At 67.6% G+C, this 24,594-nt stretch carries 21 protein-coding genes; 11 read left to right on the top strand and 10 right to left on the bottom strand.

Translation table 11 applies throughout. The features are described 5' to 3' along the window. The first annotated feature begins 7 nt into the window (after positions 1-7). The 3 genes from D1610_RS02510 to D1610_RS02500 are packed head-to-tail and all read left to right on the top strand — an operon-like array spanning position 8 to position 1,521. Positions 8-688 carry an EI24 domain-containing protein gene (locus tag D1610_RS02510; protein WP_118862529.1) on the top strand — a complete coding sequence of 227 codons (681 nt, stop codon included), beginning with the start codon at positions 8-10 and terminating at the stop codon, positions 686-688. After that, entirely contained in the window at positions 685-1,059 is a 375-nt protein-coding gene (locus D1610_RS02505; protein WP_118862528.1) for a hypothetical protein, read from the top strand. Before D1610_RS02510 ends, D1610_RS02505 begins: the two co-directional genes overlap by 4 nt. A 54-nt stretch (positions 1,060-1,113) precedes the next feature. Beyond that, positions 1,114-1,521 (top strand): response regulator, encoded by a 408-nt coding sequence (locus D1610_RS02500; RefSeq protein ID WP_118862527.1) that lies wholly within the window; start codon positions 1,114-1,116, stop codon positions 1,519-1,521. On the opposite strand, the gene D1610_RS02495 is transcribed toward D1610_RS02500, so the two are convergent. Both D1610_RS02495 and queG read right to left on the bottom strand, forming a co-directional pair. Continuing rightward, positions 1,496-3,019 (bottom strand): sensor histidine kinase, encoded by a 1,524-nt coding sequence (locus D1610_RS02495; RefSeq protein WP_118862526.1) that lies wholly within the window; start codon positions 3,017-3,019, stop codon positions 1,496-1,498. The genes D1610_RS02500 and D1610_RS02495 overlap by 26 nt on opposite strands. Before the next feature lie 66 nt (positions 3,020-3,085). Then, entirely contained in the window at positions 3,086-4,207 is a 1,122-nt protein-coding gene (gene queG, locus D1610_RS02490) for a tRNA epoxyqueuosine(34) reductase QueG (RefSeq protein ID WP_222926913.1), read from the bottom strand. A gap of 48 nt (positions 4,208-4,255) precedes the next feature. Here queG and D1610_RS02485 point away from each other — a divergent pair, with 48 nt between their 5' ends. The 4 genes from D1610_RS02485 (at position 4,256) to msrB (ending at position 8,344) form a co-directional block, all read left to right on the top strand. Then, positions 4,256-5,173 (top strand): ABC transporter ATP-binding protein, encoded by a 918-nt coding sequence (locus tag D1610_RS02485; protein ID WP_118862525.1) that lies wholly within the window; start codon positions 4,256-4,258, stop codon positions 5,171-5,173. Then, positions 5,170-6,405, top strand: a complete 1,236-nt coding sequence (locus tag D1610_RS02480) for an ABC transporter permease (RefSeq protein WP_118862524.1) — start codon at positions 5,170-5,172, stop codon at positions 6,403-6,405. The genes D1610_RS02485 and D1610_RS02480 overlap by 4 nt, the downstream gene beginning before the upstream one ends. Before the next feature lie 62 nt (positions 6,406-6,467). Then, positions 6,468-7,721 (top strand): cytochrome P450, encoded by a 1,254-nt coding sequence (locus tag D1610_RS02475; protein WP_118862523.1) that lies wholly within the window; start codon positions 6,468-6,470, stop codon positions 7,719-7,721. 134 nt (positions 7,722-7,855) lie between these two features. Further along, on the top strand, positions 7,856-8,344 hold the full coding sequence (gene msrB, locus D1610_RS02470) for a peptide-methionine (R)-S-oxide reductase MsrB (protein WP_118862522.1): 489 nt from the start codon (positions 7,856-7,858) through the stop codon (positions 8,342-8,344). A 125-nt stretch (positions 8,345-8,469) separates the two neighbouring features. Here msrB and D1610_RS02465 read toward each other — a convergent pair whose 3' ends face one another. Next, a complete protein-coding gene (locus D1610_RS02465) occupies positions 8,470-9,015 on the bottom strand; it encodes a CHAP domain-containing protein (RefSeq protein WP_118862521.1) in 546 nt (181 codons plus the stop codon). A 144-nt stretch (positions 9,016-9,159) separates the two neighbouring features. After that, positions 9,160-11,112, bottom strand: a complete 1,953-nt coding sequence (locus D1610_RS02460) for a M1 family metallopeptidase (RefSeq protein WP_118862520.1) — start codon at positions 11,110-11,112, stop codon at positions 9,160-9,162. A gap of 94 nt (positions 11,113-11,206) precedes the next feature. Here D1610_RS02460 and D1610_RS02455 point away from each other — a divergent pair, with 94 nt between their 5' ends. Next, the gene (locus D1610_RS02455; RefSeq protein ID WP_118862519.1) at positions 11,207-11,671 is read left to right on the top strand and encodes a hypothetical protein; all 465 of its coding nucleotides are present in this window, start codon (positions 11,207-11,209) and stop codon (positions 11,669-11,671) included. Here the strand turns inward: D1610_RS02455 and D1610_RS02450 are convergent. After that, on the bottom strand, positions 11,652-13,130 hold the full coding sequence (locus D1610_RS02450; protein ID WP_118862518.1) for an MFS transporter: 1,479 nt from the start codon (positions 13,128-13,130) through the stop codon (positions 11,652-11,654). The two genes, D1610_RS02455 and D1610_RS02450, sit on opposite strands and share 20 nt — an antisense overlap. Further along, positions 13,127-13,960: an SDR family NAD(P)-dependent oxidoreductase gene (locus D1610_RS02445; protein WP_118862950.1), complete on the bottom strand. Its 834-nt coding sequence runs from the start codon at positions 13,958-13,960 to the stop codon at positions 13,127-13,129. Before D1610_RS02445 ends, D1610_RS02450 begins: the two co-directional genes overlap by 4 nt. A gap of 130 nt (positions 13,961-14,090) precedes the next feature. Between D1610_RS02445 and D1610_RS02440 the strand changes: the two genes are divergently transcribed. After that, the gene (locus D1610_RS02440; RefSeq protein ID WP_118862517.1) at positions 14,091-15,233 is read left to right on the top strand and encodes an acyl-CoA dehydrogenase family protein; all 1,143 of its coding nucleotides are present in this window, start codon (positions 14,091-14,093) and stop codon (positions 15,231-15,233) included. Between the two features lie 126 nt (positions 15,234-15,359). Then, positions 15,360-16,148, top strand: a complete 789-nt coding sequence (locus D1610_RS02435) for an SDR family oxidoreductase (protein WP_118862516.1) — start codon at positions 15,360-15,362, stop codon at positions 16,146-16,148. A 143-nt stretch (positions 16,149-16,291) separates the two neighbouring features. On the opposite strand, the gene D1610_RS02430 is transcribed toward D1610_RS02435, so the two are convergent. Then, complete coding sequence (locus D1610_RS02430) at positions 16,292-18,550, bottom strand: NADP-dependent malic enzyme (protein ID WP_118862515.1); 2,259 nt, start codon at positions 18,548-18,550, stop codon at positions 16,292-16,294. A 332-nt stretch (positions 18,551-18,882) separates the two neighbouring features. On the opposite strand from D1610_RS02430, the gene mutS reads away from it, so the two are divergent. After that, positions 18,883-21,447 (top strand): DNA mismatch repair protein MutS, encoded by a 2,565-nt coding sequence (gene mutS / locus D1610_RS02425; RefSeq protein WP_118862514.1) that lies wholly within the window; start codon positions 18,883-18,885, stop codon positions 21,445-21,447. A gap of 133 nt (positions 21,448-21,580) precedes the next feature. Here mutS and D1610_RS02420 read toward each other — a convergent pair whose 3' ends face one another. The 3 genes from D1610_RS02420 to D1610_RS02410 are packed head-to-tail and all read right to left on the bottom strand — an operon-like array spanning position 21,581 to position 24,581. Beyond that, positions 21,581-22,621: a sensor histidine kinase gene (locus D1610_RS02420; protein WP_118862513.1), complete on the bottom strand. Its 1,041-nt coding sequence runs from the start codon at positions 22,619-22,621 to the stop codon at positions 21,581-21,583. Continuing rightward, complete coding sequence (locus D1610_RS02415; RefSeq protein WP_118862512.1) at positions 22,618-23,067, bottom strand: response regulator; 450 nt, start codon at positions 23,065-23,067, stop codon at positions 22,618-22,620. Before D1610_RS02415 ends, D1610_RS02420 begins: the two co-directional genes overlap by 4 nt. After that, the gene (locus D1610_RS02410; protein ID WP_118862511.1) at positions 23,064-24,581 is read right to left on the bottom strand and encodes a sensor histidine kinase; all 1,518 of its coding nucleotides are present in this window, start codon (positions 24,579-24,581) and stop codon (positions 23,064-23,066) included. Before D1610_RS02410 ends, D1610_RS02415 begins: the two co-directional genes overlap by 4 nt. Positions 24,582-24,594 lie beyond the last annotated feature (13 nt).

Raw genomic sequence — 24,594 nt, 5'->3', positions numbered from 1 at the left:
GGGGCCGATGATCCGCGCCTTCACCCTTTCGGTCGCCCAGCTCGGCGATCCGCGCATCCTCAAGGTGCTGGCGAAGACGCTGGGGCTGACGTTCCTCATCTTCATCGCGCTGGGCGTCGGGCTGTGGTTCGCCTTTCCCGCGACGCTCGCCTGGTTCGGCTGGGGAGAGACGGCGCAGGGTTTCGCCGCCGCCGCCTCGATCGTCCTCCTCCTGCTCAGCCTGTGGCTGCTGTTCCGCGCCGTCGCCATCGCGGTGCTGGGGCTGTTCGCCGAAGACGTCGTGATCGCGGTGGAGGAACGGCATTATGCCGACACACTCGCCTCCGCGCGCGCGCCGCGCTGGTCGACCGCCGTGCGGATGAGCATCGCGTCGGCCCTGCGCGCCGTCCTGTTCAACCTGCTCGCCTCGCCGATCTATCTCGCGCTGCTCATCACCGGCATCGGAACCGCGATCGCCTTCGCCATCGTCAACGGATGGCTGCTCGGCCGCGATTTCGGCGAGATGGTCGCTGTCCGTCACATGCCGCGCGAGGCGGTCGGTGCCTGGCTCGCGACGACGCGTCTGCGGCGTTTCCTGCTCGGGCTTGTCGTGACCGGGCTGTTCGTGGTTCCGGGGGTCAATCTGTTCGCGCCGATCCTGGGGGCGGCGATGGCGGCGCATCTGTTCCATGCGGGGTGGCGTAAATGAGAAGAACGGCTTTGGCATTGGTGAGCGGCCTCGCGCTCTCGGCATGCGTGGCGCCTTCGACAGCGCCCGCGCCCGGCCGCGTCACCGTACCGCCGCCGCCGCGCTATTCGGCCGCGGGGCTGGAAAGCGTCCTGGGGCAATCGGCATCCGCGCTCACCCGTCTGTTCGGCAAGCCGGACAAGGACACTCGCGAGGTTGGCGCGCGCAAACTGCAATTCGCCAGCCCGTTCTGCGTGCTCGACGCCTATCTCTATCCCAAGGGCAGCGGCGAACCCGTCGTCACCCATATCGATGCGCGCCAACCCGATGGCCGCGATATCGATCGCGCCTCCTGTGTTGCCGCGATGCAACGTCGGCGGGGCGGCAGATAAAATTGATCCAGATCAGGGGAACGTATTGGCAGGCGCATTGTTAGCGTCCCCAACATGTCCAACCGCATTCGAACCTTGATCGTCGAAGACGAGATTTTCGTGGCGCTCGACCTGGAGCGGATCCTCGAGGATCGCGGCTACGATGTCGTCGCGATCGCCGCCGATCGGCAGGAGGCGCTGGCGCACGGCGCGTGCTGCGACGTGGCGTTCGTCGACATCAATCTGCGCGACGGGCCCACCGGCCCCGAGATCGCCCGCACCCTGGCCGAGGAACACAGCGTCAAGATCGTCTTCGTCACGGCCAACCCGGCGCAGATCGGCGCGTCGGCGTCGAGCGCCATCTGCTATGTGCGCAAACCGTTCGGCGAAGAGGCGATCCTGGCCGCGGCGGCGATGGCCCATGGCGAGGATCGGCGCAACGCCTCCGTGATCCAGCTCAACCGTCCATGGGCTGGCGACTGAGCGCGGATCGCGGCACCACGATCGTCACGCACAGTCCGTCCTCCTCCCATGCGCGGTCGACCTTGCCGCCGAGCTGACGCACCGCGCTCAGCTCGAGCAGCTGCGATCCGAAGCCGGCATTGGCGGGCTTGCGCTTGACCGGCGGCCCGCCCGTTTCCTTCCAGACGATCCACAGCGCGTTGGAATAGCCGGCGATCGACAGCGACACCCGCCCGTCGTCGTTGCTCAGCGCGCCGTACTTGGCGGCATTGGTTGCGAGCTCGTGGAACAGCAGGGCGAAGGGCGTCGCCGAACGATCGTCGATCGCGGCGTCCTCGCCGCTCACCGCCACCCGCTCGCCGGGCGTATTCTCATAGGGCGCGAACAGCTGTTCGAGCAGGCCCATCAGCGAATTGGGTGCGCTGCTGGGACGCGACTTGCTGCTGTGCGGCCGCACGAAATCATGCGCGCGGCCCAGCGCCAGCACGCGTTCGCGCAAGCCCTTGGCCGTCTCGGCAAACTGCGGATCGGCGCGCGCCGCAAAGCCGATCAGACCCGCTATCACCGAGAAGATGTTCTTGATCCGGTGGCTCAGCTCCTGGCTGATCACCTCGCGCTCCTCCATCGCCAGCTTGTGCTCGTGGATGTCGGTGCACGTGCCGAACCAGCGAATGATCTCCTGCGCTTCGTTGCGGATGGGAAGCGCGCGGCCCAGCGTCCAGCGGTACTCGCCCGAGCGGTGCCGCAGGCGGTATTCGACCTGATAGGGGTCGCCCGTCGCCAAGCTGTGGCGCCAGACTTCCCATGCGCGCTCCTGATCCTCGGGATGGAACATGCCGTTCCAGCCCTCCCCGTCGGTCGAACCGGGCGGCATTCCGGTGAACTCGTACCAGCGCGCGTTATAGTAATCATGATACCCGTCGGGCCGGGTCGACCAGACCATCTGCGGCATCGTGTCCGCCAGCACGCGGAACTTGACCTCGCTCTCGTCGAACGCCGCCCTCGCCACGCGTGCATGACGGCGGGTCTCGAGCCGCGCCATCACATCGTCCGCCAGCACGCGCAAGCCCTGCTTCTGCAGCGGCGTGAGGCCGCCGCGCGGCACCCGGTCGATCACGCAGAGCGCGCCCAACGGCACGCCTTCTTCACTGATCAGCGGCATGCCGGCGTAGAAGCGGATGCCCGTCGGTCCCGTGACCAGCGGATTGTTCGCAAAGCGCGGATCGCGCGTCGCGTCGGAGACGATCATCGGTTCGGAGCCGAGCATCGCATGCGCGCAGAACGAAGTCTCGCGCGGAGTTTCGGTCACGTCCAGCCCCGTCCGTCCCAGGAAGCGCTGCCGGTCCTTTTCGACCAGGCTGACCAGCGCGATCGGCGCGCCGCACAAGGCGGCGGCGAAGCGCGTGATCGCATCGAGCTTCTCGTCTCCCGTCTCGCTCGAAAGGTCGTGCGCCAGGATCACCGCGGTACGGTTCTCCTCGCTGGTTTCCACGGGAATGCGCAGCGTGGTTTCGTGCATCACGCCTCCCCACAAACGATCATGACGCGACGACGGCGCAGCATCGCGCGACAATACACAAACGTGTCAGCCGTTCCATTCCGCAATGACGCCGGGATCGTCTTCGCGTGCAAGCCGGTCCGCCCGCTCGGCGGCGAAGCGTGCCGGATCGAGCGCTTCCAGGGCCCACGCCGCGGCGCCGCGCACGACGGGGCTGTCGTCATCGAGTCTCGCCGCGACGGTGGGGACCAGGCCGAGCGATCCGCTGTTTCCCGCGGCGATCAGCGCGTTGCGCACCATCCGGTCGCGTCCGATCCGCTTGATCGGCGATCCGGCGAAGACCTGTCGAAAGTCCGCATCGTCGAGCGCGATCAGATCGGCGAGCGCGGGCGCGGCAAGCTCGGCGCGACCGGCAAATGCGATGTTCGCCGCGGCGGCATCGGCGAACTTGTTCCACGGGCACACCGCCAGGCAATCGTCGCAGCCATAGATGCGATTGCCGATAGCGCGGCGAAACTCGCGCGGGATCGGCCCCTTCCGCTCGATGGTGAGATAGCTGATGCAGCGCCGCGCATCGAGCCGGAAGGGTGCCGGAAAGGCATCGGTCGGGCAGGCGCGCTGGCAGGCGTCGCACGATCCGCAGCTCTCGCGCCCCGGCCGGTCAGGCTCGATTTCCAGCGTGGTGTAGATCGCGCCGAGGAAGAGCCAGCTGCCATGGTTGCGGCTGACGAGATTGGTATGCTTGCCTTGCCAGCCGAGCCCGGCGGCCTCCGCCAGCGGCTTTTCCATCACCGGCGCGGTATCGACGAACACCTTCACATCGGCGTCCGGGGATGCCGCGACGATCGCGCGTGCAAGCTGCTTCAACGCCCTCTTGACCGTATCGTGATAGTCGCCGCCCTGCGCATAAGCCGATATCCGGCCGATCCGCCCCTCGCCCGCCAGCGCCAGCGGATCGCGCGGCGGCGCGTAGCTCATCCCGAGCGCGATCACCGAGCGCGCTTCCGGCCACAAGCCTTGCGGCGAGACGCGGTGATCGGCGCGCGATTCCATCCAGATCATGTCGCCGTGCATGCCCTGGGCCAGCCATTCGCGCAGGCGCGCGCCGGCCAGCGGCGCGGCGTCGGCGCGCGCGACGCCCCAGGCCGCGAACCCCGCCGCCTGCGCTTCGCAAGCGATCAGATCGCGCAAATCCTTGTCAGCCGTCACTCGGCCCCGCTACCACGCAAAGCATGCGGACCGAGGGGATAATTTCGCGTGGGTGAAGCACTGGCGGTCAGCGCCTCGGGTCTGGTCAAGGATTTCGGCGGGAAACGGGTGGTCAAGGGCGTCGATCTCGCGGTCCCGACCGGCGCGATCTACGGCGTGCTCGGCCCCAATGGCGCGGGCAAGACGACGACGCTGCGCATGGTGCTGGGTATCATCGAGCCCGATGGCGGCCACCGCACCCTGCTCGGCGAATCGCGCCCGCGCGACGCCGGTGACCGGGTCGGCTATCTGCCCGAGGAACGCGGGCTCTATCCGACGATGAAGGCGCGCGAGGCGATCGCCTTCATGGGCGCGCTGCGCGGCCTGGAATGGAAGGAAGGCCGCAAACGCGCCGAGATACTGCTTGAGGAGGCGGGCCTGGGCCACGCGATCGACGAGAAGATCAAGAAGCTGTCGAAGGGCATGGCGCAGCTCGTCCAGCTGCTCGGATCGGTGGTTCACGAACCCGAACTGCTGGTGCTCGACGAGCCCTTCTCCGGCCTCGATCCGGTCAACCAGGAACGGCTGGAGGCGCTGATCCTCAAGCAGCGCGACCGCGGCGCCACGATCCTCTTCTCCACCCATGTCATGGCCCATGCCGAGCGGCTGTGCGATCGCCTCGCGATCATCGCCAAGGGCACGCGCCGTTTCGAGGGCACCGTGGCCGAGGCGCGCGGCGTGCTGCCGATGCAGGCGCATTATGTGCCGCACACACCGCACGAGGGCATCCGCGCGCTGCTGCCCGCCGATGCCGAGGCGGAGGGAGACGGCTGGCGCTTCACCGTGCCCGATGACGGCGTCGAACCGCTATTGGTCAAGCTGATCGACGCGAAGCACGGCATTTCCGGCCTGTCGATCGAGCGCCCCGGCCTGCACGAGGCGTTCGTCCGCATCGTCGGCGAAGCGGATGCGGGAGACGTCGCATGAACCGCACGCGCCGCACCTTGCGCCAGACGCTGACCATCGCCCGGCGCGATTTCGTCGCGACGGTGTTCACGCCCACCTTCCTGATCTTCCTGCTCGCGCCGCTGATCATGCTGAGCTTCGGCGCGATCGGCGGGCTGGGCGCCGCGACCATGGCCGACAGCTCGACCGATCGGATCAAGCTGGTCGCGCTCGCCGGCGACGGCGACGGCGCCCGCCTGCTCCGCGCCGACCGCGATCTGCGCCGCATCTTCCGCGAAAGCGAAGCGCCGCCCCGGCTCGAGATCCGCCCGACGAGCGTCGATCCCGCCCAGCAGGCGCGCGCGCTGTTCAACGACGAGGACATCGAGGTGTCGGCGGTGCTCTACGGCCCGCTCGAACGTCCGACCGTGCTGCACGGCGTCGCCGGCGAGCGCACCGGGACCTATATGGCGACCCTCGCCGAGCAGGCGCTGCGCAACGAGCGCGCCGGAACGGCCGAACGCCTCTCCAACGCGACGATCCGGCCGTTCGAGCGTGAGCGCGCGACGCGTTCGGGCCAGCAGGCGGCAGGTTTCGGCGCGGTGTTCGTGATCTTCTTCCTGACCCTGCTGCTCGCCGGCCAGACCGTCGGGATGCTCGCCGAAGAGCGCAACAACAAGGTGATCGAGGTGCTCGCCGCCGCGGTGCCGCTGGAGGCGGTGTTCTTCGGCAAGCTGCTCGGCATGTTCGGTGTCGCGATCCTGTTCGTCGGCTTCTGGGGCACGCTGATCACCCAGGGCGCGGCGCTGCTGCCGGGCGATGTCGCCAATGCGCTGGGCGCGGTCACGCCGGCAATCGGAATCCTGCCCTTCGCGCTCGTCTACCTGACCTATTTCGCCCTCGCCTTCCTGTTGCTCGGCGCGGTGTTCCTCGGCGTCGGCGCGCAGGCGGCGACGATGCGCGAGATCCAGATGCTCTCGCTCCCCATCACCATCTTCCAGGTGGCGATGTTCGGCCTGAGCGCCGCGGCGGCGTCCAGCCCCGGCACGGGCCTCGCCACCTTCGCCGAGATATTCCCGTTCAGCTCGCCCTTCGCAATGGCGGCGCGAGCGGCCAGTTCGCCCGAAATCTGGCCGCATCTGCTCGCCATCGCCTGGCAGGCGCTGTGGCTCGCCATCACCATCTCGATCGGCGCGCGCGCCTTCAGACGGGGCGTGCTGCAATCGGGAAGCGGCGGCAAGATGAAGCTTTCATCGCTGATCGGGCGCGGCTGACCTGTTTCGCCATTGACAGGAGTGTCAGTAAGGCGTTTCCTCTCCCAAAGAGGAGCGGGACGATGGCGACAGCAGCAGTGGAAACCACCACACGATTTTCCAAGCCGGCGGTGCTCGATCCGCTCGACGTCAGTCGGCCCGAAATCTACCGTGACGACACCTGGCACGAGCCGTTCCGCCGCCTGCGCGCCGAGGCACCGGTCTATCGCTGCGAGCATAGCGAGTTCGGGCCCTATTGGTCGGTGTCGACCTACAAGGGCATCGTCGAGGTCGAATCGCTGCCCGATCTCTATTCGTCGGAGGCCGGCGGCATCACCATCGCCGATTTCCTGCCCGAGACCGACGTCAAGATGCCGATGTTCATCGCGATGGACCGGCCCAAGCATACCGGCCAGCGCCGCACCGTCGCCCCCGCCTTCACGCCGTCAGAGATGGCGCGGATGACCGACGATATCCGCAGGCGGACCAGCGAGGTGCTCGACGCGCTGCCGTGGAACGAGGAATTCGACTGGGTCGATACCGTGTCGATCGAGCTGACCACGCAGATGCTCGCCATCCTGTTCGATTTTCCGTGGGAGGATCGCCGCAAGCTGACCTTCTGGTCCGACTGGGCGGGGGATATCGAGCTGGTCAAGAACGAGGAGCTCAGGCTCCAGCGGCTGCAGCACATGTACGAATGCGGCGCCTATTTCAAAAACCTGTGGGACCAGAAGATCGGCAAGGAGCCGACGCCGGACCTGATATCGATGATGATCCATTCGGACGCGATGGCCGAGATGGACCATATGGAATTCATCGGGAACCTGATCCTGCTGATCGTCGGCGGCAACGACACCACGCGCAATTCGATGTCCGCGCTCGCCTACGGGCTCGACCTGTTCCCCGATGAGCGCGCCAAGCTGGAGGCCGATCCGGGGCTGATCCACAATGCCGTGCAGGAGATCGTCCGCTGGCAGACGCCGCTCGCCCATATGCGCCGCACCGCGACCGCCGATACCGAGCTCATGGGTCAGCAGATCAGGGAGGGCGACAAGCTCGCCATGTGGTACATCTCCGCCAATCGCGACGAGAGCGTGTTCGGCGAGGATGCCGACAGGATTGTCGTCGATCGCCCCAATGCGCGCCGCAACCTCGCCTTCGGCCACGGCATCCATCGCTGCGTCGGCGCGCGGCTCGCCGAGCTGCAAATCGCGGTGCTGCTGGAGGAGATGGCCAGACGCCGTATGCGGGTAAATGTAGTCGGCGAGCCGACCCGCGTGTCCGCCTGCTTCGTCCACGGCTATCGCAAGCTGCCGGTGACGATCGGCAAATATTGAGCGTGCGGGACGTGCGATCTGCCACGTCTATCCCAACACCAGCCGTCACCCCGGACTTGTTCCGGGGTGGCGAGCAGGGTGGGGCTGAAGGAAAGCGATGAAACCTTTTGCCCCGTTCGCGCGAATCTAGTGGCATGGAGAACCGCACGACATTCGACCGCCGCCAGATGCTGTTCGGCGCCGCCGCGCTGACCGCGCTCGCCGCCTGCGGGCGCGCCGAGGCGAAATATCCCGTGACCATGACCGATGCGGAGTGGAAGAAGAAGCTCGGCGCGGAGGCCTATGCGGTGCTGCGCAAGGCGGCGACCGAACGCCCCTGGTCGAGCCCGCTCAACAAGGAAAAGCGCGCCGGCACCTTCGTCTGCAAGGGCTGCGGCCAGGCGCTCTATTCATCGAAGACCAAGTTCGAGAGCGGCACCGGCTGGCCCAGCTTCTGGGCGCCGATCGATGGCAAGGCGGTGGGGACCAAGACGGATTTCAAGATCGGCTTCCCGCGTACCGAGGTTCATTGCAGCCGCTGCGGCGGGCATCTCGGCCATATCTTCGACGATGGCCCCGAGCCGACCGGCAAGCGCCACTGCATCAACGGGTTGTCGCTGGTGTTCCGGCCGGGGCGGGCATAGTCCTTCAATACGATGAGCAGGTCGGGTCGAAGCCCACTCATCCTGAGTAGAGCCTATCGACGGGCCGTATCAGGCTGTTCATCCTGAGCAGGACCGAGCTTGTCGAGGGCCCGGATCGAAGGACGCTACCGCGCCCGATACCCCTCGATCAGGCTCGCCAACTGAAGCAGACCCTCACCCTTCGGCTCGGCGTCGGCCATCTCGACCTTGGGCAGTTCCTCGCCCGCGTCGCGATCATAGATGAAGCCGTAGATCGGATAGGTGCTGATCCCCATGCGGCCGCGATACCAGACCTGCACCTTCGACCAGTCGCCCGCCTCCGACACGTCGATCGCGCGCACGTCGCGCTCGACGCCGCCGCGGTAAGACCAGTTGGCATGGGTCAGCAGCACCTCGCGGTCGTTGACGATCTTTGAGACCTTGGCGACATGGCCCAGGCGCATCTTGCCCGAGCTCTTGAACGCCATCACCGCGCCGACCTCGGGCTCCTGCCCGCGCGCGTAGCGGCCGTCGGCTTGCGCCCACCAAGTATGCGCGTTGCCGCGGATCTCGATATCGGTGACCGAGCGCGCGAAGGTCACGCATTGCCAGAACTGCGCCTGCGCCGGTGCGGCCGCGATCAGGCCGAACGAAAGGAACAGCGCGAAACGCGCAGCAAAGCGACCGATCATGTGGTGCGACCCCCAGGCCCCGAACTCTTGTGATGCTGGTTATGCAGCCAGGGTTAACGAAAAACAGGGGGGCGGCGCGGCGAAGCGGTGAGCCGTTGGATGGTTGCGGTTACCGGTGGAACAGCATGATGGGGGATGACGAACCTATGCACCCCCAGCGCTTGATTCCGCATCCCAGCCGACAATGCCGTCGACCGTGCCGGTGGTCACGCTGTGATAGCCCGGCCGTGCTTCCGCATAGATTCGCTTGGCAGCCGCCTGCCCCCATTCACCCTCGGCCATCAGCGCCTCGAACAGCGGGGCGACGAACTTGCGCCGGCCCATGCTGTTGAGGAAGGCATCGGCCGATTCGAGCGCGGGCGGGTAGCGGCTGGAGATCGCCAGCATCAGCCAGGCGAAGCGCACCTCGCTGTTGCCGCTCTTGTTGAAGCCGAACGCCTCGTCCAGCGCCGCCAGACGCTCCGCCGGCAGCTCGCGCGGCAGCTGGTTCAAGAAGCGCACCGTCTCCTGCGTCACGCGATCGGTGGGGACGGCGCCGATATCGCCCGTCTCCGCGAACGCCTTCGCCGCCTTGTCCATCGCTGGGAAGGCATCGGAGCGGACATGCACCGCATTCTCCGGAATGCCCGGCTGATAGACCCAGCGATCGAGCTGCAGCCTTTGCTCCAGCGCCTGGTCGCCCTTGATCAGATGTTCGCGGATGTCGCGCAGGAAGCCCGCGCTGGTCTGCGGCTGGAAGGCGTGGCGATCGAAATAGCCGCGCAGATAGGCATCGAAGCGGTTGCGCCCCACCGCCTGCTCGATCGTGCGCAGGAAGGTCGCGCCTTTGTCATAGGCGATCTGCGTCATCCCCGCATCGGGATCGCGATCGGCCGTGAGGTTGAGGTGGAGCTGGGTGTCGGGCGAGGCCGGTCCGCCGACCTCCTCCACCGCCTCCTGCATCGCGGTCCAGGCGAGATCGGCCTCCATCGCCGCGCGGCGCTTACCGTACATCGCCTCCATGATGCGGTTCTCGAAATAGCTGGTGAAGCCTTCGTTCAGCCAGAAATCGTTCCACGTCGCATTGGTGACGAGATTGCCCGACCAGCTGTGCGCCAGTTCGTGCGCGATCAGGCTGACCAGGCTCTTGTCGCCCGCGATCACGGTCGGCGTGGCGAAGGTCAGCCGCGGATTCTCCATTCCGCCGAAGGGGAAGCTCGGCGGCAGAACGAGCACGTCGTAGCGGCCCCAGCGATAGGGGCCGTAGAGCGCCTCGGCCGCCTCGACGAACTTTTCGAGCTCGGCGAACTCGGTCGCCGCCGCCTCGAGCGTCGATGGCTCGCTCCACACCCCGGTGCGCGGGCCGAGCGCCTGGAAGCGCAGATCGCCGACCGCCAGCGCGATCAGATAGGGCGCGACCGGCTTGTTCATCTCATAGGTGAAGGTGCGCCCGCCCTTGCCGCCGAACGCCTCGGGCGCGTCCTCGCCCAGCGCCGATTGCGCCTCGCCGCTCATCACCGCTGTCAGCCCCTTGGGCACGGTGATCCGCGCCTCCCAGGTCTGGCGGATGCCGGGGCTGTCCTGGGTCGGGATCCAGCTACGGTTGAGGATCGCCTGTCCCTGGCTGAACAGATAGGGATGCTTCTTCCCCGCGGTCTGGCTGGGCTCCAGCCATTGCAACGCCGCGGCGCCGGGCGCGCTTTCATAGGCGATGCGGATCTTGTTAGCGCCGTTCAGCTGCACCGTCAGCGGCGCGCCGTGGATCGGATCGCTCTTGCCGAGCTGATAGGGCAGCGGCTGGCCTTCACCATTGGTGACCTGCGCGATCTTCAGGTCGCGCGTGTCGAGCACGATTTTCTCCGCGCCTTCTGCCGCCTGCACATCCAGCTCGGCGGCGCCGCGCATCACCTTGCGGTCGAAATCGGCGGTGAGGTCGAGCGCGACGTGCGTGACCCGCGCCTCCGCGGGAATGGCATAGCTGTGCACGTCCCTCGCATCGGGGGTCAGCAGCACATTAGCGACCACCGGCGCGTCCTCCGCCACCTTTTCCGCCGTGTTCTCGGCGGCGGTGCAGCCGGCGAGCGCGGCAACGGCAAGCAGAAGGACGATCGAACGCATGGGCATATTTCCATCAGCAGAACGGGGATGCTGACAGGCTAGACCGTGCCGGACCCCTTCGACAAGTATCAGGGGACCAGCTACGCTGCCGCGCATGAACCGCGCCTTGCCTCTGCTGCTGCTGCTCGCCGCCTGCCAACAAGGCACCGATGTCGCCGACGCGATCGGCAATTCGGGCCAGGCGGGCGATCCGCGTCCGCCCGTCTCCCCGCAATCGCAGCCGCTCGATCCGGGCGCGCAGCCGGTGCGCATCGGTGAGGGCGGGCCGCGTTTCAACGCCTGTCTCGGCACCGGGCGGGTGGTCAACACCAAGGCGCTCGACGTGCGCGCCGCCCCGTTCGGCGAGGCCGAGAAGGTCGATGCGCTCGCCGCCGATATGCGCGTCGCCATCTGCTCGCGCTCGCTCGATCAGCGCTGGCTGGGCGTGGTCTATCCGCCTCCCGGCCAGCCCGATCTCGATTGCGGCGTATCGGGCCCGGTCGAGCGTGCGCAGGGCTATGAAGGCCCGTGCCGATCGGGCTGGATATCGAGCGCGTTCGTCAGGCTGGTGGCCCGCTAAGCGGCGAGGGCGCGACCGCCTCCACCTCGGCGCGGAGCACACGGGCGAGCCGTTCCTCGTGTTCGGCGCGGCCGAAGGGAAAGAAACGGTAGCAGATCGCCGCCGCGATCGTGGTGCTGAAATGCAGCGCCATGAAGACGATGGTCAGGCGATCGATGGTCGCTTCGCCGACTTCGCCCGGTTTGGCCGCGTCGGGAAAGCCTGCGAACCACAGGATCAGCCCCGCCATGCCGATGCCGAGCCCGCCGACCAGCTTCTGCACGAAGAAGGAGCCGGCGAAGAACACGCCTTCGGAACGGCGGCCGGTGCGCGTTTCCGAATCCTCGACGACGTCCGCCATCATCGATGCGCCGACGATGAAGGCGCCGATGCCGCAGGCGGTGTTGACGATGAAGAAGACGAAGAGGATCGCCACCTGGCCGGTCGTGCCCGGTTCGGGCAGAATGCCGGCGAGGCGGAGCAGATAGGGGGCGGCGGCGAACACGCCGTTGGCGACCATCAGCCGCATCGCGACGCGCGGCTTGTCGCCGCGCCTGGCCAGCATGGGCGCGCCGAAGAACGCGATGATCGCGGCGATGAACAGCACCACCGGCACCAGCTGCAGCGTGCCGCCGCTGAACCGCCAGACGAAGGGATACATATAGTTGGAGAGCGCGAACGAGATGCCCTGCGCGGTATAGGCGAACAGCCCGGCCGCCATCAGCACCAGAAACGCCTTGTTGCGGATGCTCTCCGCAAATTCGCCGAAATGCTGGCGAAGCCCGGCGACGTTCGCGTCGGCCTTTGGCAGGCGCGGAATCTCATGATGCAGGCCGATCGAGGAGACGATGATCGCGACGAACATGATCGCCGCGCCGGTCAGCGCGAAGGCGGTATAGCCATCGGCATTGGTCAGCCCGTTGGGATATTCGGGGCTCGGGACCAGGAACACGCCGTAAGCGAGGAACAGCATCAGCAGCCCCGCCCCCCAGCCGAACAGATAACGGTAGGAAAAGAGCCTTGTCCGTTCGTCATAGTCGCTCGACAGCTCCGGCCCGAGCGCGACCGAGGGTATCTCGAACATGGAAAGCGCGATCCGCACCAGCAGCGCCGCGGAGAACAGATAGACGAGCGTCGCCCCCTCGCCCATCTCCGGCGGGTTGAACAGCAGCACCCAGCCGAGCGCCACGGGCAGGGCGGAGGCATACATCCACGGATGCCGCCGGCCCCAGCGGCTGCGCGTCCGATCGCTCAGCGTGCCGACCAGCGGATCGGCGAAGGCCTCGATCACCAGCGCGCACATGATCGCGATGCCCACGCTCGCAGCCGGCAGGCCCACCACCTGATTGTAATAGATCAGCAGGAAGGTCGCGAATCCGCTGTCCTTCACGCCGTACGCCAAACTGCCCAGGCCGAACGACCAGCGGCTGCGCGCCGACAAAGCGCGGGGCGCGGGCGTGGCGGAGTGCTGAGAACTCACGCCGCGAACGCCGCCAGGCTGTCGAACAGGCCGGGCGTATCGGGATCCCAACTGTGCCGCATCCCCACCGCCATGCCGCCATCGACCAGGATGTGCGTGCCGGTGACGAAGCTCGCATCGTCGCTGAGCAGATAGGCGACCGCCGCCGCGATGTCTTCCGGCAGGCCGGCGCGCGCGATCGGCTGCGCGTTCGACGCCATCTGCGCGATGACCCTGTTGGCCTGGTCGCGCTTCTCGCCCTCGATCCCGACGGTCGAGGTGAAGATGTTGGTGGTGATGAAACCAGGGCACACCGCGTTCACGCGGATGCGGTGGCGCGCGAGGTCGGCGGCGGCCATGCGGCTCAGGTGCAGCACGCCCGCCTTCGCCACCGAATAGGCGGTCGGCGCCGCGCCCGACATCAACGCAGCGATTGAGGCGGTGTTGACGATCGCGCCGCCCCCGCGCTTCGCCATCAGCGGCGCGGCCTCGCGAATGCCCAGCGCGACCGAGCGGAGCAGCAGGTTCTGCGTCGCGTCCCAGCCGGCGACGTCGATCTCGTCGATCACCGCGCGCGTCCCGCCCGCGCCCGCGTTGTTGAACAGCGCATCGATGCCGCCGGCCGTGTCGGCGGTCACCATCAGCGATGCGATGTCGCCAGGGTCGGTCACGTCGCAGCGCTGGAAGGCGATCCGCCCCTCGCCCTCGGCGACCACCGCCCTCGCGCCCTCCTCGTCGATATCGCCGATCAGCACCTCGGCGCCTTCGCCGGCCAGACGCAGCGCGGTAGCGCGGCCGATTCCCGATGCGCCGCCGGTCACCACCGCACGCCTGCCCTCGAACCGTCGCATCGACCTCTCCATTTTCGTTTTGCGTGACGATAGTATGGGGTTTGCGCGCGTCAATGCGCGGTTTTTGAAATTGCGGTGTGGCGCGGCCACGTTATAGCTCGTCGGCAACGGCAAACAGGAGAGGACGGCCATGGCGCTCGACGCCGAAACCTTCGATGCGCTGATCGACATGGTGCGCCGCTTCGTCAGTGAGCGGTTGCGCCCGCTGGAAGCGCAGGTCGAGGCGGACGACGCGATCCCCGACGACGTCATTCGCGAGATGCGCGAAATGGGCCTCTACGGCCTGTCGATCGACGAGAAATATGGCGGGCTGGGCCTGACGATGGCCGAGGAAGTGAGGGTCGCGATCGAGCTGGGCCGCACGACTCCCGCCTTCCGTTCGACCTTCGGCACCAATGTCGGGATCGGATCGCAGGGTCTCGTCATCGCCGGGACCGAGGAGCAGAAGGCCGAATGGCTGCCGCGCATTGCGTCGGGCGAGGTCGTCACCAGCTTCGCGCTGACCGAGCCCGACGTCGGATCGGATTCGGCCGCCGTGAAGACCCGCGCGGTACGCGACGGCGACGTCTACAAGCTCAGCGGCACCAAGCGTTTCATCACCAATGCCGACAAGGCCGACCTGTTCACCGTCATGGCCCGCACCGGCGGCGAGGGTGCGGGCGGCGTTTCCGCCTTCCTCGTTCCGCGCGACTTGCCGGGGCTGAGCGTGGGTGAGCCCGAGAAGAAGATGGGACAAAGGGGCGCCAAGGTCGCCGACGTCAATTTCGACGAGGTGCCCGTCCCCGCCAGATACCGGCTGGGCGAGGAAGGCGAGGGCTTCAAGATCGCGATGCGCGTGCTCGATCGCGGCCGGCTGCACATCTCGGGCGTGTGCGTCGGCGTCGCCGAGCGGCTGATCGCCGATTGCGTCGCCTATGCGAGCGAGCGAAAGCAGTTCGGCAAGCCGCTCGCCGAACACCAGCTGATCCAGGCGATGATCGCCGATGCGAAGACGGAGGCGCTCGCGGCGAGGGCGCTGGTCCTCCAGACTGCTGAGATGAAGGACGGCGGGGAGAACACGACGATGGAGGCCGCGGCGGCCAAATACTACGCCAGCGAGATGGTCGGCCGGGTGGCGGACCGCGCGGTGCAGATCTTCGGCGGCGCGGGCTATATCGCCGATTACGGGATCGAGCGGCTGTACCGCGACGTCCGCCTGTTCCGCATCTACGAGGGCACCAGCCAGATCCAGCAGATCATCATCGCCCGCGAGACGGTGAAGAGGGGTGGCTGATAAAGCCCTCTCCCCTTCAGGGGAGAGGGTTGGGAGAGGGGCAGTGTGCAACAATCAACAGGGCCGGATGTGGAGAGACTGCCCCTCTCCCCGGCCCTCTCCCCTGAAGGGGAGAGGGAGAACCACATGGACACCAGCAAGCTGTTTTCGCTTCAAGGCCGCACCGCGCTCGTCACCGGGGGATCGCGCGGGATCGGCAGGATGATTGCCGCGGGCTTCGTCGCACAGGGGGCGAAGGTCTATATCTCCAGCCGCAAGGCCGACGCGTGCGATGAGACCGCCGCCGAGCTCGGACCCAACTGCATCGCGCTGCCGCAGGACATCTCGACCGTCGAGGGCGCGAGGAACCTCGCCGCGCGCTACGGCGAGGTGGAGGACAGGCTCGACATCCTGGTCAACAATGCCGGCGCGGCATGGGGCGTGCCGTTCGAGGAATTCCCCGAACATGGCTGGGACAAGGTGATGGACCTGAACGTCAAGTCGCCCTTCTTCCTCACCCAGGCGCTGCACCCCGCGCTCAAGGCGGCGGGATCGGCGGCGCGGCCGGCCAAGGTGATCAACATCACCTCGATCGACGGCCTCCGGCTCAACCCGTGGGACACCTACAGCTATCACGCCTCCAAATCGGCGCTGATCTATCTGACCAAGCGCCTCGCCGCGCGGCTGATCCGCGATCACATCAACGTCACCTCGATCGCGCCGGGCGCATTCGCCAGCGAGATGAACCGCGCGGCGCGTGATCATGGCGACGAGGTGGCCAAGGGCATCCCGGCCAAGCGCATCGGCGAGGCTGAGGACATGGCCGGCACCGCGATCTTCCTCGCCAGCCGCGCGGGCGATTACATCGTTGGCGACACCATCGTCTGCGACGGCGGCCTGGTGAACGCCGCGCTGGGGACGAGCATCGACGCTTAAATCCTCCCCCGCTTCAGCGGGGGAGGGGGACCGCACGAAGTGCGGTGGAGGGGGCTTGCGGGTGGCTTAGCGCTTGTGGCTTTCCCCCTCCACCGTCCTTCGGACGGTCCCCCTCCCCCAGACAAGCTGGGGGAGGATTTAGGTCACCGCGCGATCCCCGCTGCCGCCAGCACGGCGAGCGTCACCAGCTCGCCCGCGGTGGAGGACATCGGCGCGACCTGCACCGGCTTTTCCATGCCGATCAGCATCGGCCCGATCATGCTGTCGCCACCCAGCTCGCGCAGCAGCTTGGCGGAGATGTTGGCCGATTGCAGGCCGGGCATGATGAGGACGTTGGCCGGCCCTGAAAGTCGGGCGAACGGGTAGTTCTTGAGCAGCTTGGGATTGAGCGCCGTATCGGGCGCCATCTCGCCTTCATATTCGAACCCGACCTGCCGCGAATCGAGCACCTTCACCGCGCCGCGCAGGTTTTCCAGCCAGCGCCCCTCCGGGTTGCCGAAGTTCGAATAGCTGAGGAAGGCGACGCGCGGCTCGTGGCCCATACGCCGGGCGACCGATGCTGCCTGCTCGGCGATGTCGGCGAGCTCGTCGGAGGTCGGGCGTTCGTTGATCGTCGTGTCGGCGATGAACACCGTGTGGCTCTGCCCGACCAGCACATGCATGCCGAACGGCGTCTGTTCGGGCACCGGATCGATCACCCGACGGATCTCGCGCATGTTCTGCGCATAGGTGCGGGTGACGCCGGTGATCATCGCGTCCGCCTCCCCCAGCTGCAGCATGGTCGCGGCGAAGATGTTGCGATCCTGGTTGATCATCCGTTCGCAATCGCGCCGCAGATAACCGCGCCGCTGCAACCGTCCGTAGAGGAAATCGACCATCTTCGGCACCATCGTCGAGGTGCGGCTGTTGTGCACCTCGAACGCCTCGGGATTGTCGATGCCGAGCGCGCGCAAGCGGTCGTACACGTCGTCGCGGCCGACCAGCACCGGCGTGCCGTAGCCGCCGTCGCGGAATGAGATCGCGGCGCGCAGCACCACCTCCTCTTCCCCTTCCGCGAAGATCACGCGCTTGGGATGCGCGCGCGCCGCCTCATAGGCACTGGTGAGCGCCGCCGTAGTGGGGTTGAGCCGCGCGCGCAGCGACTGGCGGTATGCGGCCATGTCGAGGATCGGCTTGGTCGCGACGCCCGAATCCATTGCGGCTTGCGCGACCGCGGCGGAGACCATCTCCATCAGCCGCGGATCGAACGGCGCGGGGATGATGTAATCGGGCCCGAAGCTGCGGCTGAAACCGTAGGCGGCAGCGACCTCCTCCGCCACCTGCTGGCGCGCCAGCTCGGCGATGGCGTTGGCCGCGGCGATCTTCATCTCCTCGTTTATCCCGGTCGCTCGCACGTCGAGCGCGCCGCGGAAGATGAAGGGGAAGCCGAGGACGTTGTTGACCTGGTTGGGATAGTCCGAACGCCCGGTGGCGATGATCGCGTCGGGGCGCGCGGCGATGGCCTCTTCAGGCAGGATTTCCGGCACCGGATTGGCCATGGCGAAGATGATCGGCGCCTTGGCCATCTCCTTGACCATCTCGGGCTTCAACGCGCCGGCGGCGGACAGCCCCAGGAACACATCGGCGCCGACCAGCGCTTGCGGAAGGTCGCGCGCATCGGTGACGACGGCGTGGGCCGACTGCCACTGGTTCACCTCGCCGCGCCCCTGGTAGATCACGCCCTTGCGATCGCACATGATGACGTTGTCGTGGCGGACGCCCATCGCCTTGATCAGCTCGGTGCAGGCGATCGCCGCCGCGCCCGCGCCGTTGACCACCACCTTGACATCCTTCAGCTCGCGCCCGGTCAGCAGGCAGGCGTTGATCAGCCCGGCGGCCGAGATGATCGCGGTGCCGTGCTGATCGTCGTGCATGATCGGGATGTTCATGCGCTCGCGCAGCGTCTGCTCGATGATGAAGCATTCGGGCGCCTTGATGTCCTCAAGGTTGATGCCGCCGAAGCTCGGCTCCATCAGCGCGACCGCCTCGATGAACGCGTCGGGGTCCTCGGTGGCGAGCTCGATGTCGATCGAATCGACATCGGCGAAGCGCTTGAACAGCACCGCCTTGCCTTCCATCACCGGCTTCGAGGCGAGCGCGCCGAGATTGCCGAGGCCGAGGATCGCAGTGCCGTTGGAGATCACCGCGACGAGATTGCCCTTCGCGGTATAATCGTACGCGGTCGCCGGATCGGCGGCGATGGCATGGACCGGCACCGCGACGCCGGGCGAATAGGCGAGCGAGAGGTCGCGCTGGGTCGCCATCGGCTTGGAAGCGACGATCTCGATCTTGCCGGGACGGCCCGCCGAATGGAACAGGAGCGCTTCCTGCTCCGAAAACTTCGCCGCGCTGTCGTCGCTCATCCGTCTCTCCCTGGCTGGCGGGCAGTCTTTAGGGATGGAGCGGTTCGAGGCAAGCGGCGCGAGCGCGAAAAGGATGACAGGCCGAGTCGCGAGCGATTCGCGCCGCTGTACGCTTTCCCGAAGGTAAGGAAGGTTATGGCACGTACAGTCGGGAGTGCGATGAACCGTTGACCACAGCAGTGACGGGACTGGCGCAAACTGATCGAACGAACGGCCATATGCCCCGACCATGGCATATCGCGCCGATGTAGGACAGGCCGGACTTTCCCCTTCCGGCTTCCTCCGCTACCTCCGCCCAACCGATGGCAGACGCCCCTTCCGCCCCCACTCCGATGATGGCGCAATATCTCGCGCTCAAGGCCGAAGCGCCCGATTGCCTGCTGTTCTACCGCATGGGCGATTTCTTCGAGATGTTCTTCGAAGACGCGAAGATCGCCGCCGCCGCGCTCGATATCGCGCTCACCGCGCGCGGCGAGCATGAGGGGCAGAAGGTGCCGATGTGCGGCGTCCCCGCTCATTCGGCGGAAAGCTATCTCGCGCGGCTGATCAAGGCGGGCCACCGCGTCGCCATCGCCGAGCAGACCGAAACGCCGGCGGAAGCACGCGCGCGGATGGGATCGAAGGCGCTGGTCGCGCGCGGCATCATCCGCGTGGTGACGGCGGGCACGCTGACCGAGGAGGCTTTGCTCGACTCGCGTTCGGCCAACTGGTGCGCGGCGATCGGCGAAGCGGGCGGCGCAATGGCGGTCGCGGCGGCCGACGTCTCGACCGGACGGTTCGAGGTGATCCCGACCGATGCCGCCGGCCTGGATGCGGTCCTCGCACGGCTGGGCGCGGCGGAGGTGGTCGGCGTGGAAGACAATGCGCGCGCCACCGTCACCCGTCCGCGCGGCGAGTTCGACAGCGCGCGCGGCGAGGCGCGGCTGAAGGCGCTGTTCGGCGTCGCGACGCTCGACGGCTTCGGCCGGTTCGACCGCGCCGCGCTGTCGGCTGCGGGCGGGCTGGTCCATTATCTCGATCACACCGCCAAGGGCCGCCTGCCCTTCCTCCAGCCGCCGCGCATCGCCGCCGTCGCCCAGCACATGGCGATCGACGCCGCGACGCGGGAAAGCCTTGAGCTGACCCAGGTCGCCGGCGGCGGCCGCAGGGGGAGCCTGCTCGACTGCATCGACCGAAGCGTCACCGGCGCGGGCGCGCGGTTGCTCGCCGAGGATATCGCAGCGCCATTGATGGACCGCGCCGCGATCGACGCGCGGCTCGACCTGGTCCAGCTGTTCCATGACGATTCCGCACTGCGCGCCGCCACGCGCGAGGCATTGAAGGCGCTGCCCGATATCGGCCGCGCGCTGGGACGGCTGGCGGCGGGACGCGGGTCTCCGCGCGACCTGGGCCAGTTGCGCGACGGGCTGGAGGCAGCGCGCGCACTGGGCGTGAGGCTCGGGCGGATCGAGCGGCCGCCGGACCTGCTTGCCGGCCTGCTGCCCACGCTCGGTGGGCACGGGGCCCTCACCGATCTGCTCACGCGTGCACTCGTCCCCTCCCCGCCGATCGACGCCGGTGCGGGCGGCTATATCGCCGAGGGTTATGACGCCGCGCTCGACGATCTGCGCGCCACGGGGGGCGACGGAAGGCGGGCGATCGCACGGCTGGAGGCGGATTACCGCACACGCACGCGAATCAGCCAGCTCAAGATCCGCCACAACAATGTGCTCGGCTATCATGTCGAGGTGCCGGCGAAGCACGCCGACGCGCTGATGGCGCAGGATTCGGGCTTCACCCATCGCCAGACGCTGGCGGGGGTGGTGCGCTTCAACGAACCGGCGCTGCACGAGGCGGCGAGCCGGGTGACCCAGGCGGGCGCGCACGCGCTGGCGGCCGAGGCGGCGCATCTGGAGGATCTCACCGCCGCCGCGCTCGACAAGCGCCTCGCCATCGCCGCCACGGCCGACGCGCTGGCGCGGATCGACGTCGCCGCCGGCCTCGCCGAGCGCGCGGCGGAAGGCGGATGGGCGCGGCCGTCGCTGGTCGATCATGCCTGTTTCGAGGTCGAAGGCGGGCGGCATCCGGTGGTCGAGGCGGCGGTGGCGAAATCGGGCGAGCGCTTCGTCGCCAACGATTGCGCGCTCTCCGAAAGCTCGCGGCTGTGGCTGGTCACCGGCCCGAACATGGGCGGCAAGTCGACCTTCCTGCGCCAGAACGCCCTGATCGCGGTGCTGGCGCAGGCGGGCGCCTATGTGCCCGCGGCGCGCGCGCGGCTCGGCCTGATCGACCGGCTGTTCAGCCGGGTCGGCGCGTCGGACAATCTCGCGCGGGGCCGATCGACCTTCATGGTCGAGATGGTCGAAACCGCCGCGATCCTCGCCCAGGCCACGCCGCATAGCTTCGTCATCCTCGACGAGGTCGGGCGCGGCACTTCGACCTATGACGGCCTCGCCATCGCCTGGGCGGTGGTCGAGGCGATTCACGAGACCAACCGCTGCCGCTGCCTGTTCGCAACGCATTACCACGAGCTGACGCGGCTGGCGGAGCGCTGCGACGCGCTCACCCTCCACCATGTCCGCGCGCGCGAGTGGAAGGGCGATCTGGTGCTGCTGCACGAGGTGGCGGAGGGACCGGCGGATCGCAGCTACGGCCTGGCCGTGGCGCGGCTGGCGGGGATGCCCCCGGCGGCGGTGGCGCGGGCCAAGGCAGTGCTCGCGAAACTGGAGGCGGGCCGCGCTGCGACCGGCGGGCTGGCGGCGGGGCTGGACGATCTTCCGCTGTTCGCCGCCGCGATACAGGCCGAAGAGGAAGCGAGTGATCCGCTACGCGATGCGCTTGCCGCGATGGATGTGGATGCGCTCAGCCCACGGGAAGCGCTTGAGGCATTGTACCGGTTGAAAGGGTTGGCTGACTAATCCTCCCCGGCACGGGGAGGGGGACCATGCGCAGCATGGTGGAGGGGGTTCGCCGCGAGAACCGCTCTGATGGAGGGCCCCCTCCACCACCTGCCTTCGGCAGGCGGTCCCCCTCCCCGTGCCGGGGAGGATTTCAGGCCACCGCCGCCCTGAGCGTCGCCTTCACGCCCTGCCCGGCGCCGTCGACCTCGATCGCGCTCTTCAGGCTCTTGGCCATCGCCGCGATCAGCTTGGTACCGACGCCGGTGCCCTTGATCGCGCCATCATGGGGCATGCCGCAGCCGTCGTCCTCGACGCGGAGCACGAAATGATGCGGGTCTTCGCGGCGCAGAGCGACGCGGATCTCGCCGTCCTTGTCCTCCGGATAGGCATATTTGCAGGCGTTGGAGACCAGTTCGCTGACGATCACGCCCAGCGACACCGCCTTGTCGGTCGGCAGGCGGATCGGTTCGCTGTCGAGCTTCAGGATTCGGCGCGCGGCCGGGGTCGACCAGGTGCGTGTCAGTTCCTCGGTCAGCGCGGTCAGATAGTCCGCCATGTCCACGCCCTCCACCTCGTTCGAGGTGTAGAGCCGGCGATGGACCTGGCCGATCGCGGTGATGCGCTGCTGCGTGTCCTGCAGCGCGGCGCGGCCGGGGCCGTCCTCAAGCGCGCGCGCCTGCAGCTGGACGAAGGCGGAGACAAGCTGCAGCGAGTTGGCGACGCGGTGGTTGACCTCCTTGAGCAGCGCCTCCAGCCGCGCGTTGCTCGCCTCCAGCGCTTCGCGCTGCGTGGCGCTTTCGCGCCGCATCGCGACTTGATCGAGCGCTTGGTGGCAGGCGGTGGCGAACAGGTCGAAGAACTCGTCGCCGACGGTCTTCACCACATAATCAGCGGCGCCGGCCTTCAGCGCGGCCACCGCGATCCGGCTTTCCTCCGATCCCGTGACGTACAGAATCGGCGGGCAATCCGCCCGCTGGCGAAGCTTCGCCAGCGTCTCCAGCCCATCCATGCCGGGCATGTAGTGATCGACCGCGATCAGATCGAACTGCTGCTCGGCCGCCAGCGCCGCGCCCTCCGCGCCGCCGGCCGCCAGCGTCACGTCGAAGCCGCGCCGGGAGAGCGCCTTGGCCGTCAGTTGCCTGAGGCCTTCGTCGTCGTCGATATAGAGAAGCCTGGGGAGGGCTCGGCTCAAGCGTCCGCCTCCGTTTCGGGCACCTGGATCACCGACAGGAACAGGCCCAGCTGGCGGATCGCGTCGGCGAAGCTTTCATAGTTCACCGGCTTGGTGATGTAGACGTTGCAGCCGAGATCGTAGCAGCGCTGGATCTCGCGCGTGTCGTCGGTGGTCGTCAGCACCACCACGGGTGTGCGCTTGATCGGACTGTCCTCGGCCTTGATCTTGCCGAGGATGTCGGTGCCGCTCATGTCGGGCAGATTGAGGTCGAGCAGGATCAGAGCAGGACCGTTGAGCGCAGGGCCGTGCGGCGCGGTGAAAAGATAATCGAGCGCGCGCGTGCCATCGAGGAAATGCGTGATCCCGTTCGAAATGCCCGCGCGGCGGATATTCTTCTCGATCAGGCGGGCATGGCCCTCGTCATCCTCGATCATGATGATGTTGACGGACTGGACTTCACTCATCGGGCTTCCCCCTTCTCACCCTGGGACGTGGCGGGCAGCGACAGGCTGAATGTCGATCCCCGCCCGAATTCTGATGCGCATTCTATCGTACCGCCCATGCGGTACGCCAGTGCGCGGACATGCGCGAGGCCGATCCCCTCGCCCGGCTCGGTCTGCGCGCCCGAACGGCGGAACAGGTCGAAGATGCGCTGATGGTCCTTGGCCTCGATCCCGCGGCCATTGTCGGCGACGTCGACGATCACGCGGCCGCGCTCCTTGCGCGCGGATATGGTGACGAGCGGCGGACGCTCCGGCGACCGGTACTTGATCGCGTTCTCGATCAGATTGGCGAGGATCTGCTCCAGCGCCAGCCGGTCGTGGACAAGCTGCGGCATCGGTTCGACGATACGGATTTCGCCGTCGAGCTCGTCGGTGCGGTGGGCCAGCGTATCGCGAATGCCGTCGAGCAGCGAGACCAGATCGACGGGCTCGGGAGAGAGAACGCGGCGTCCTTCGCGCGACAGCTGCAGGATCGCGTTGATCAGCCGGTCCATCTTCTGGGTCGAGGAGCGGATGAAGCCGGCCGCCTCTGGCAAGTCCTCGCGCGCGGCGTTCGCGGCGTCCTCGGTCAGCATCGCCGGCGCCTCGGCCTCGACCCGGTCGACCAGCTCGGCGAGCGGCTTGGTCGCCGCCTCCAGCTCGGCGGTGAAGCCCATGACGTTGACCAGCGGCGAGCGCAGATCGTGGCTGACGATATAGGCGAAGCGCTGGATCTCGTCGTTGGCGCGCTGCAGGTCGGCGGTGCGCTCGGCCACCGCGCTCTCCAGCCCCCGGTTCAACAGCGCGAGTTCGTCGCGCGACCTGTTCAGATCGCGGCCATAGCGGCGCATCAGCAACAGCGAGGCCATCGCCATGATGACCAGCAGCGCGCCGGCGACGCTCACGATGATGAAGAAATTGGCGACGCTGGAGCGCTGGCCGGCCTCGCGTTCGGCAAGCAACTGGTCCTCGACGGCGGCCATGTCGGCCGAGATCCGCCGGATCGCGGCGATCAGCGGAAGCCCTTCATCCCGGTCGCGGAACGCCAGAACCGCCTCGTCGCGATCGCCGCGCGCCACCAGCGCGACGGTGCGGCGCAGCAGCGTGCCGTGCTGGCCGGACAGGTCGGCCAGCTGACGCGCCCGCCGCTGCTGGGCGGGATTGTCGCTGGTCAGCTCGATCAGCGCCTGCGTTCTCGTCGGGAGGGCGTTGAGCGCGGTCGACATCGTCCGCAGATAGTCCGACTGACTGTCCAGCAGGAACCCGCGCCGGGCGGTCTCGGCGCGTTCGCTATAGGCCTGGAACTCGGCCAGCAGATTGCCGACCGCATAGGTGTGCGTGACCGCGTCGACATGCGCCTGGTTGCGCGACACCATGTTCACCGCAGCCGCGCCCGCGACGATCAGCGCAGCGAAGCCGATCGCCATGAACACGAGCACGGCGCGGCCGACGCGTTCGTTGGTTATCCGCAATGTTCGCCCGATCCGCGCCCGCATGGCGTTCGCCCTT

Origin of the sequence: Sphingomonas gilva (genome assembly GCF_003515075.1) — a bacterium.
GTDB lineage: Bacteria > Pseudomonadota > Alphaproteobacteria > Sphingomonadales > Sphingomonadaceae > Sphingomonas > Sphingomonas gilva.
This window is presented reverse-complemented; position numbering and strand designations above follow the sequence as displayed.

Coding starts and splice junctions, on each gene's coding strand:
- D1610_RS02510 (WP_118862529.1), top strand. CDS start 8: ATGATCCGCGCCTTCACCCTTTCGGTCGCCCAGCTCGGCGATCCGCGC.
- D1610_RS02505 (WP_118862528.1), top strand. CDS start 685: ATGAGAAGAACGGCTTTGGCATTGGTGAGCGGCCTCGCGCTCTCGGCA.
- D1610_RS02500 (WP_118862527.1), top strand. CDS start 1,114: ATGTCCAACCGCATTCGAACCTTGATCGTCGAAGACGAGATTTTCGTG.
- D1610_RS02495 (WP_118862526.1), bottom strand. CDS start 3,019: ATGCACGAAACCACGCTGCGCATTCCCGTGGAAACCAGCGAGGAGAAC.
- D1610_RS02480 (WP_118862524.1), top strand. CDS start 5,170: ATGAACCGCACGCGCCGCACCTTGCGCCAGACGCTGACCATCGCCCGG.
- D1610_RS02475 (WP_118862523.1), top strand. CDS start 6,468: ATGGCGACAGCAGCAGTGGAAACCACCACACGATTTTCCAAGCCGGCG.
- msrB (WP_118862522.1), top strand. CDS start 7,856: ATGGAGAACCGCACGACATTCGACCGCCGCCAGATGCTGTTCGGCGCC.
- D1610_RS02465 (WP_118862521.1), bottom strand. CDS start 9,015: ATGATCGGTCGCTTTGCTGCGCGTTTCGCGCTGTTCCTTTCGTTCGGC.
- D1610_RS02460 (WP_118862520.1), bottom strand. CDS start 11,112: ATGCGTTCGATCGTCCTTCTGCTTGCCGTTGCCGCGCTCGCCGGCTGC.
- D1610_RS02455 (WP_118862519.1), top strand. CDS start 11,207: ATGAACCGCGCCTTGCCTCTGCTGCTGCTGCTCGCCGCCTGCCAACAA.
- D1610_RS02445 (WP_118862950.1), bottom strand. CDS start 13,960: ATGCGACGGTTCGAGGGCAGGCGTGCGGTGGTGACCGGCGGCGCATCG.
- D1610_RS02440 (WP_118862517.1), top strand. CDS start 14,091: ATGGCGCTCGACGCCGAAACCTTCGATGCGCTGATCGACATGGTGCGC.
- D1610_RS02435 (WP_118862516.1), top strand. CDS start 15,360: ATGGACACCAGCAAGCTGTTTTCGCTTCAAGGCCGCACCGCGCTCGTC.
- D1610_RS02430 (WP_118862515.1), bottom strand. CDS start 18,550: ATGAGCGACGACAGCGCGGCGAAGTTTTCGGAGCAGGAAGCGCTCCTG.
- mutS (WP_118862514.1), top strand. CDS start 18,883: ATGATGGCGCAATATCTCGCGCTCAAGGCCGAAGCGCCCGATTGCCTG.
- D1610_RS02415 (WP_118862512.1), bottom strand. CDS start 23,067: ATGAGTGAAGTCCAGTCCGTCAACATCATCATGATCGAGGATGACGAG.
- D1610_RS02410 (WP_118862511.1), bottom strand. CDS start 24,581: ATGCGGGCGCGGATCGGGCGAACATTGCGGATAACCAACGAACGCGTC.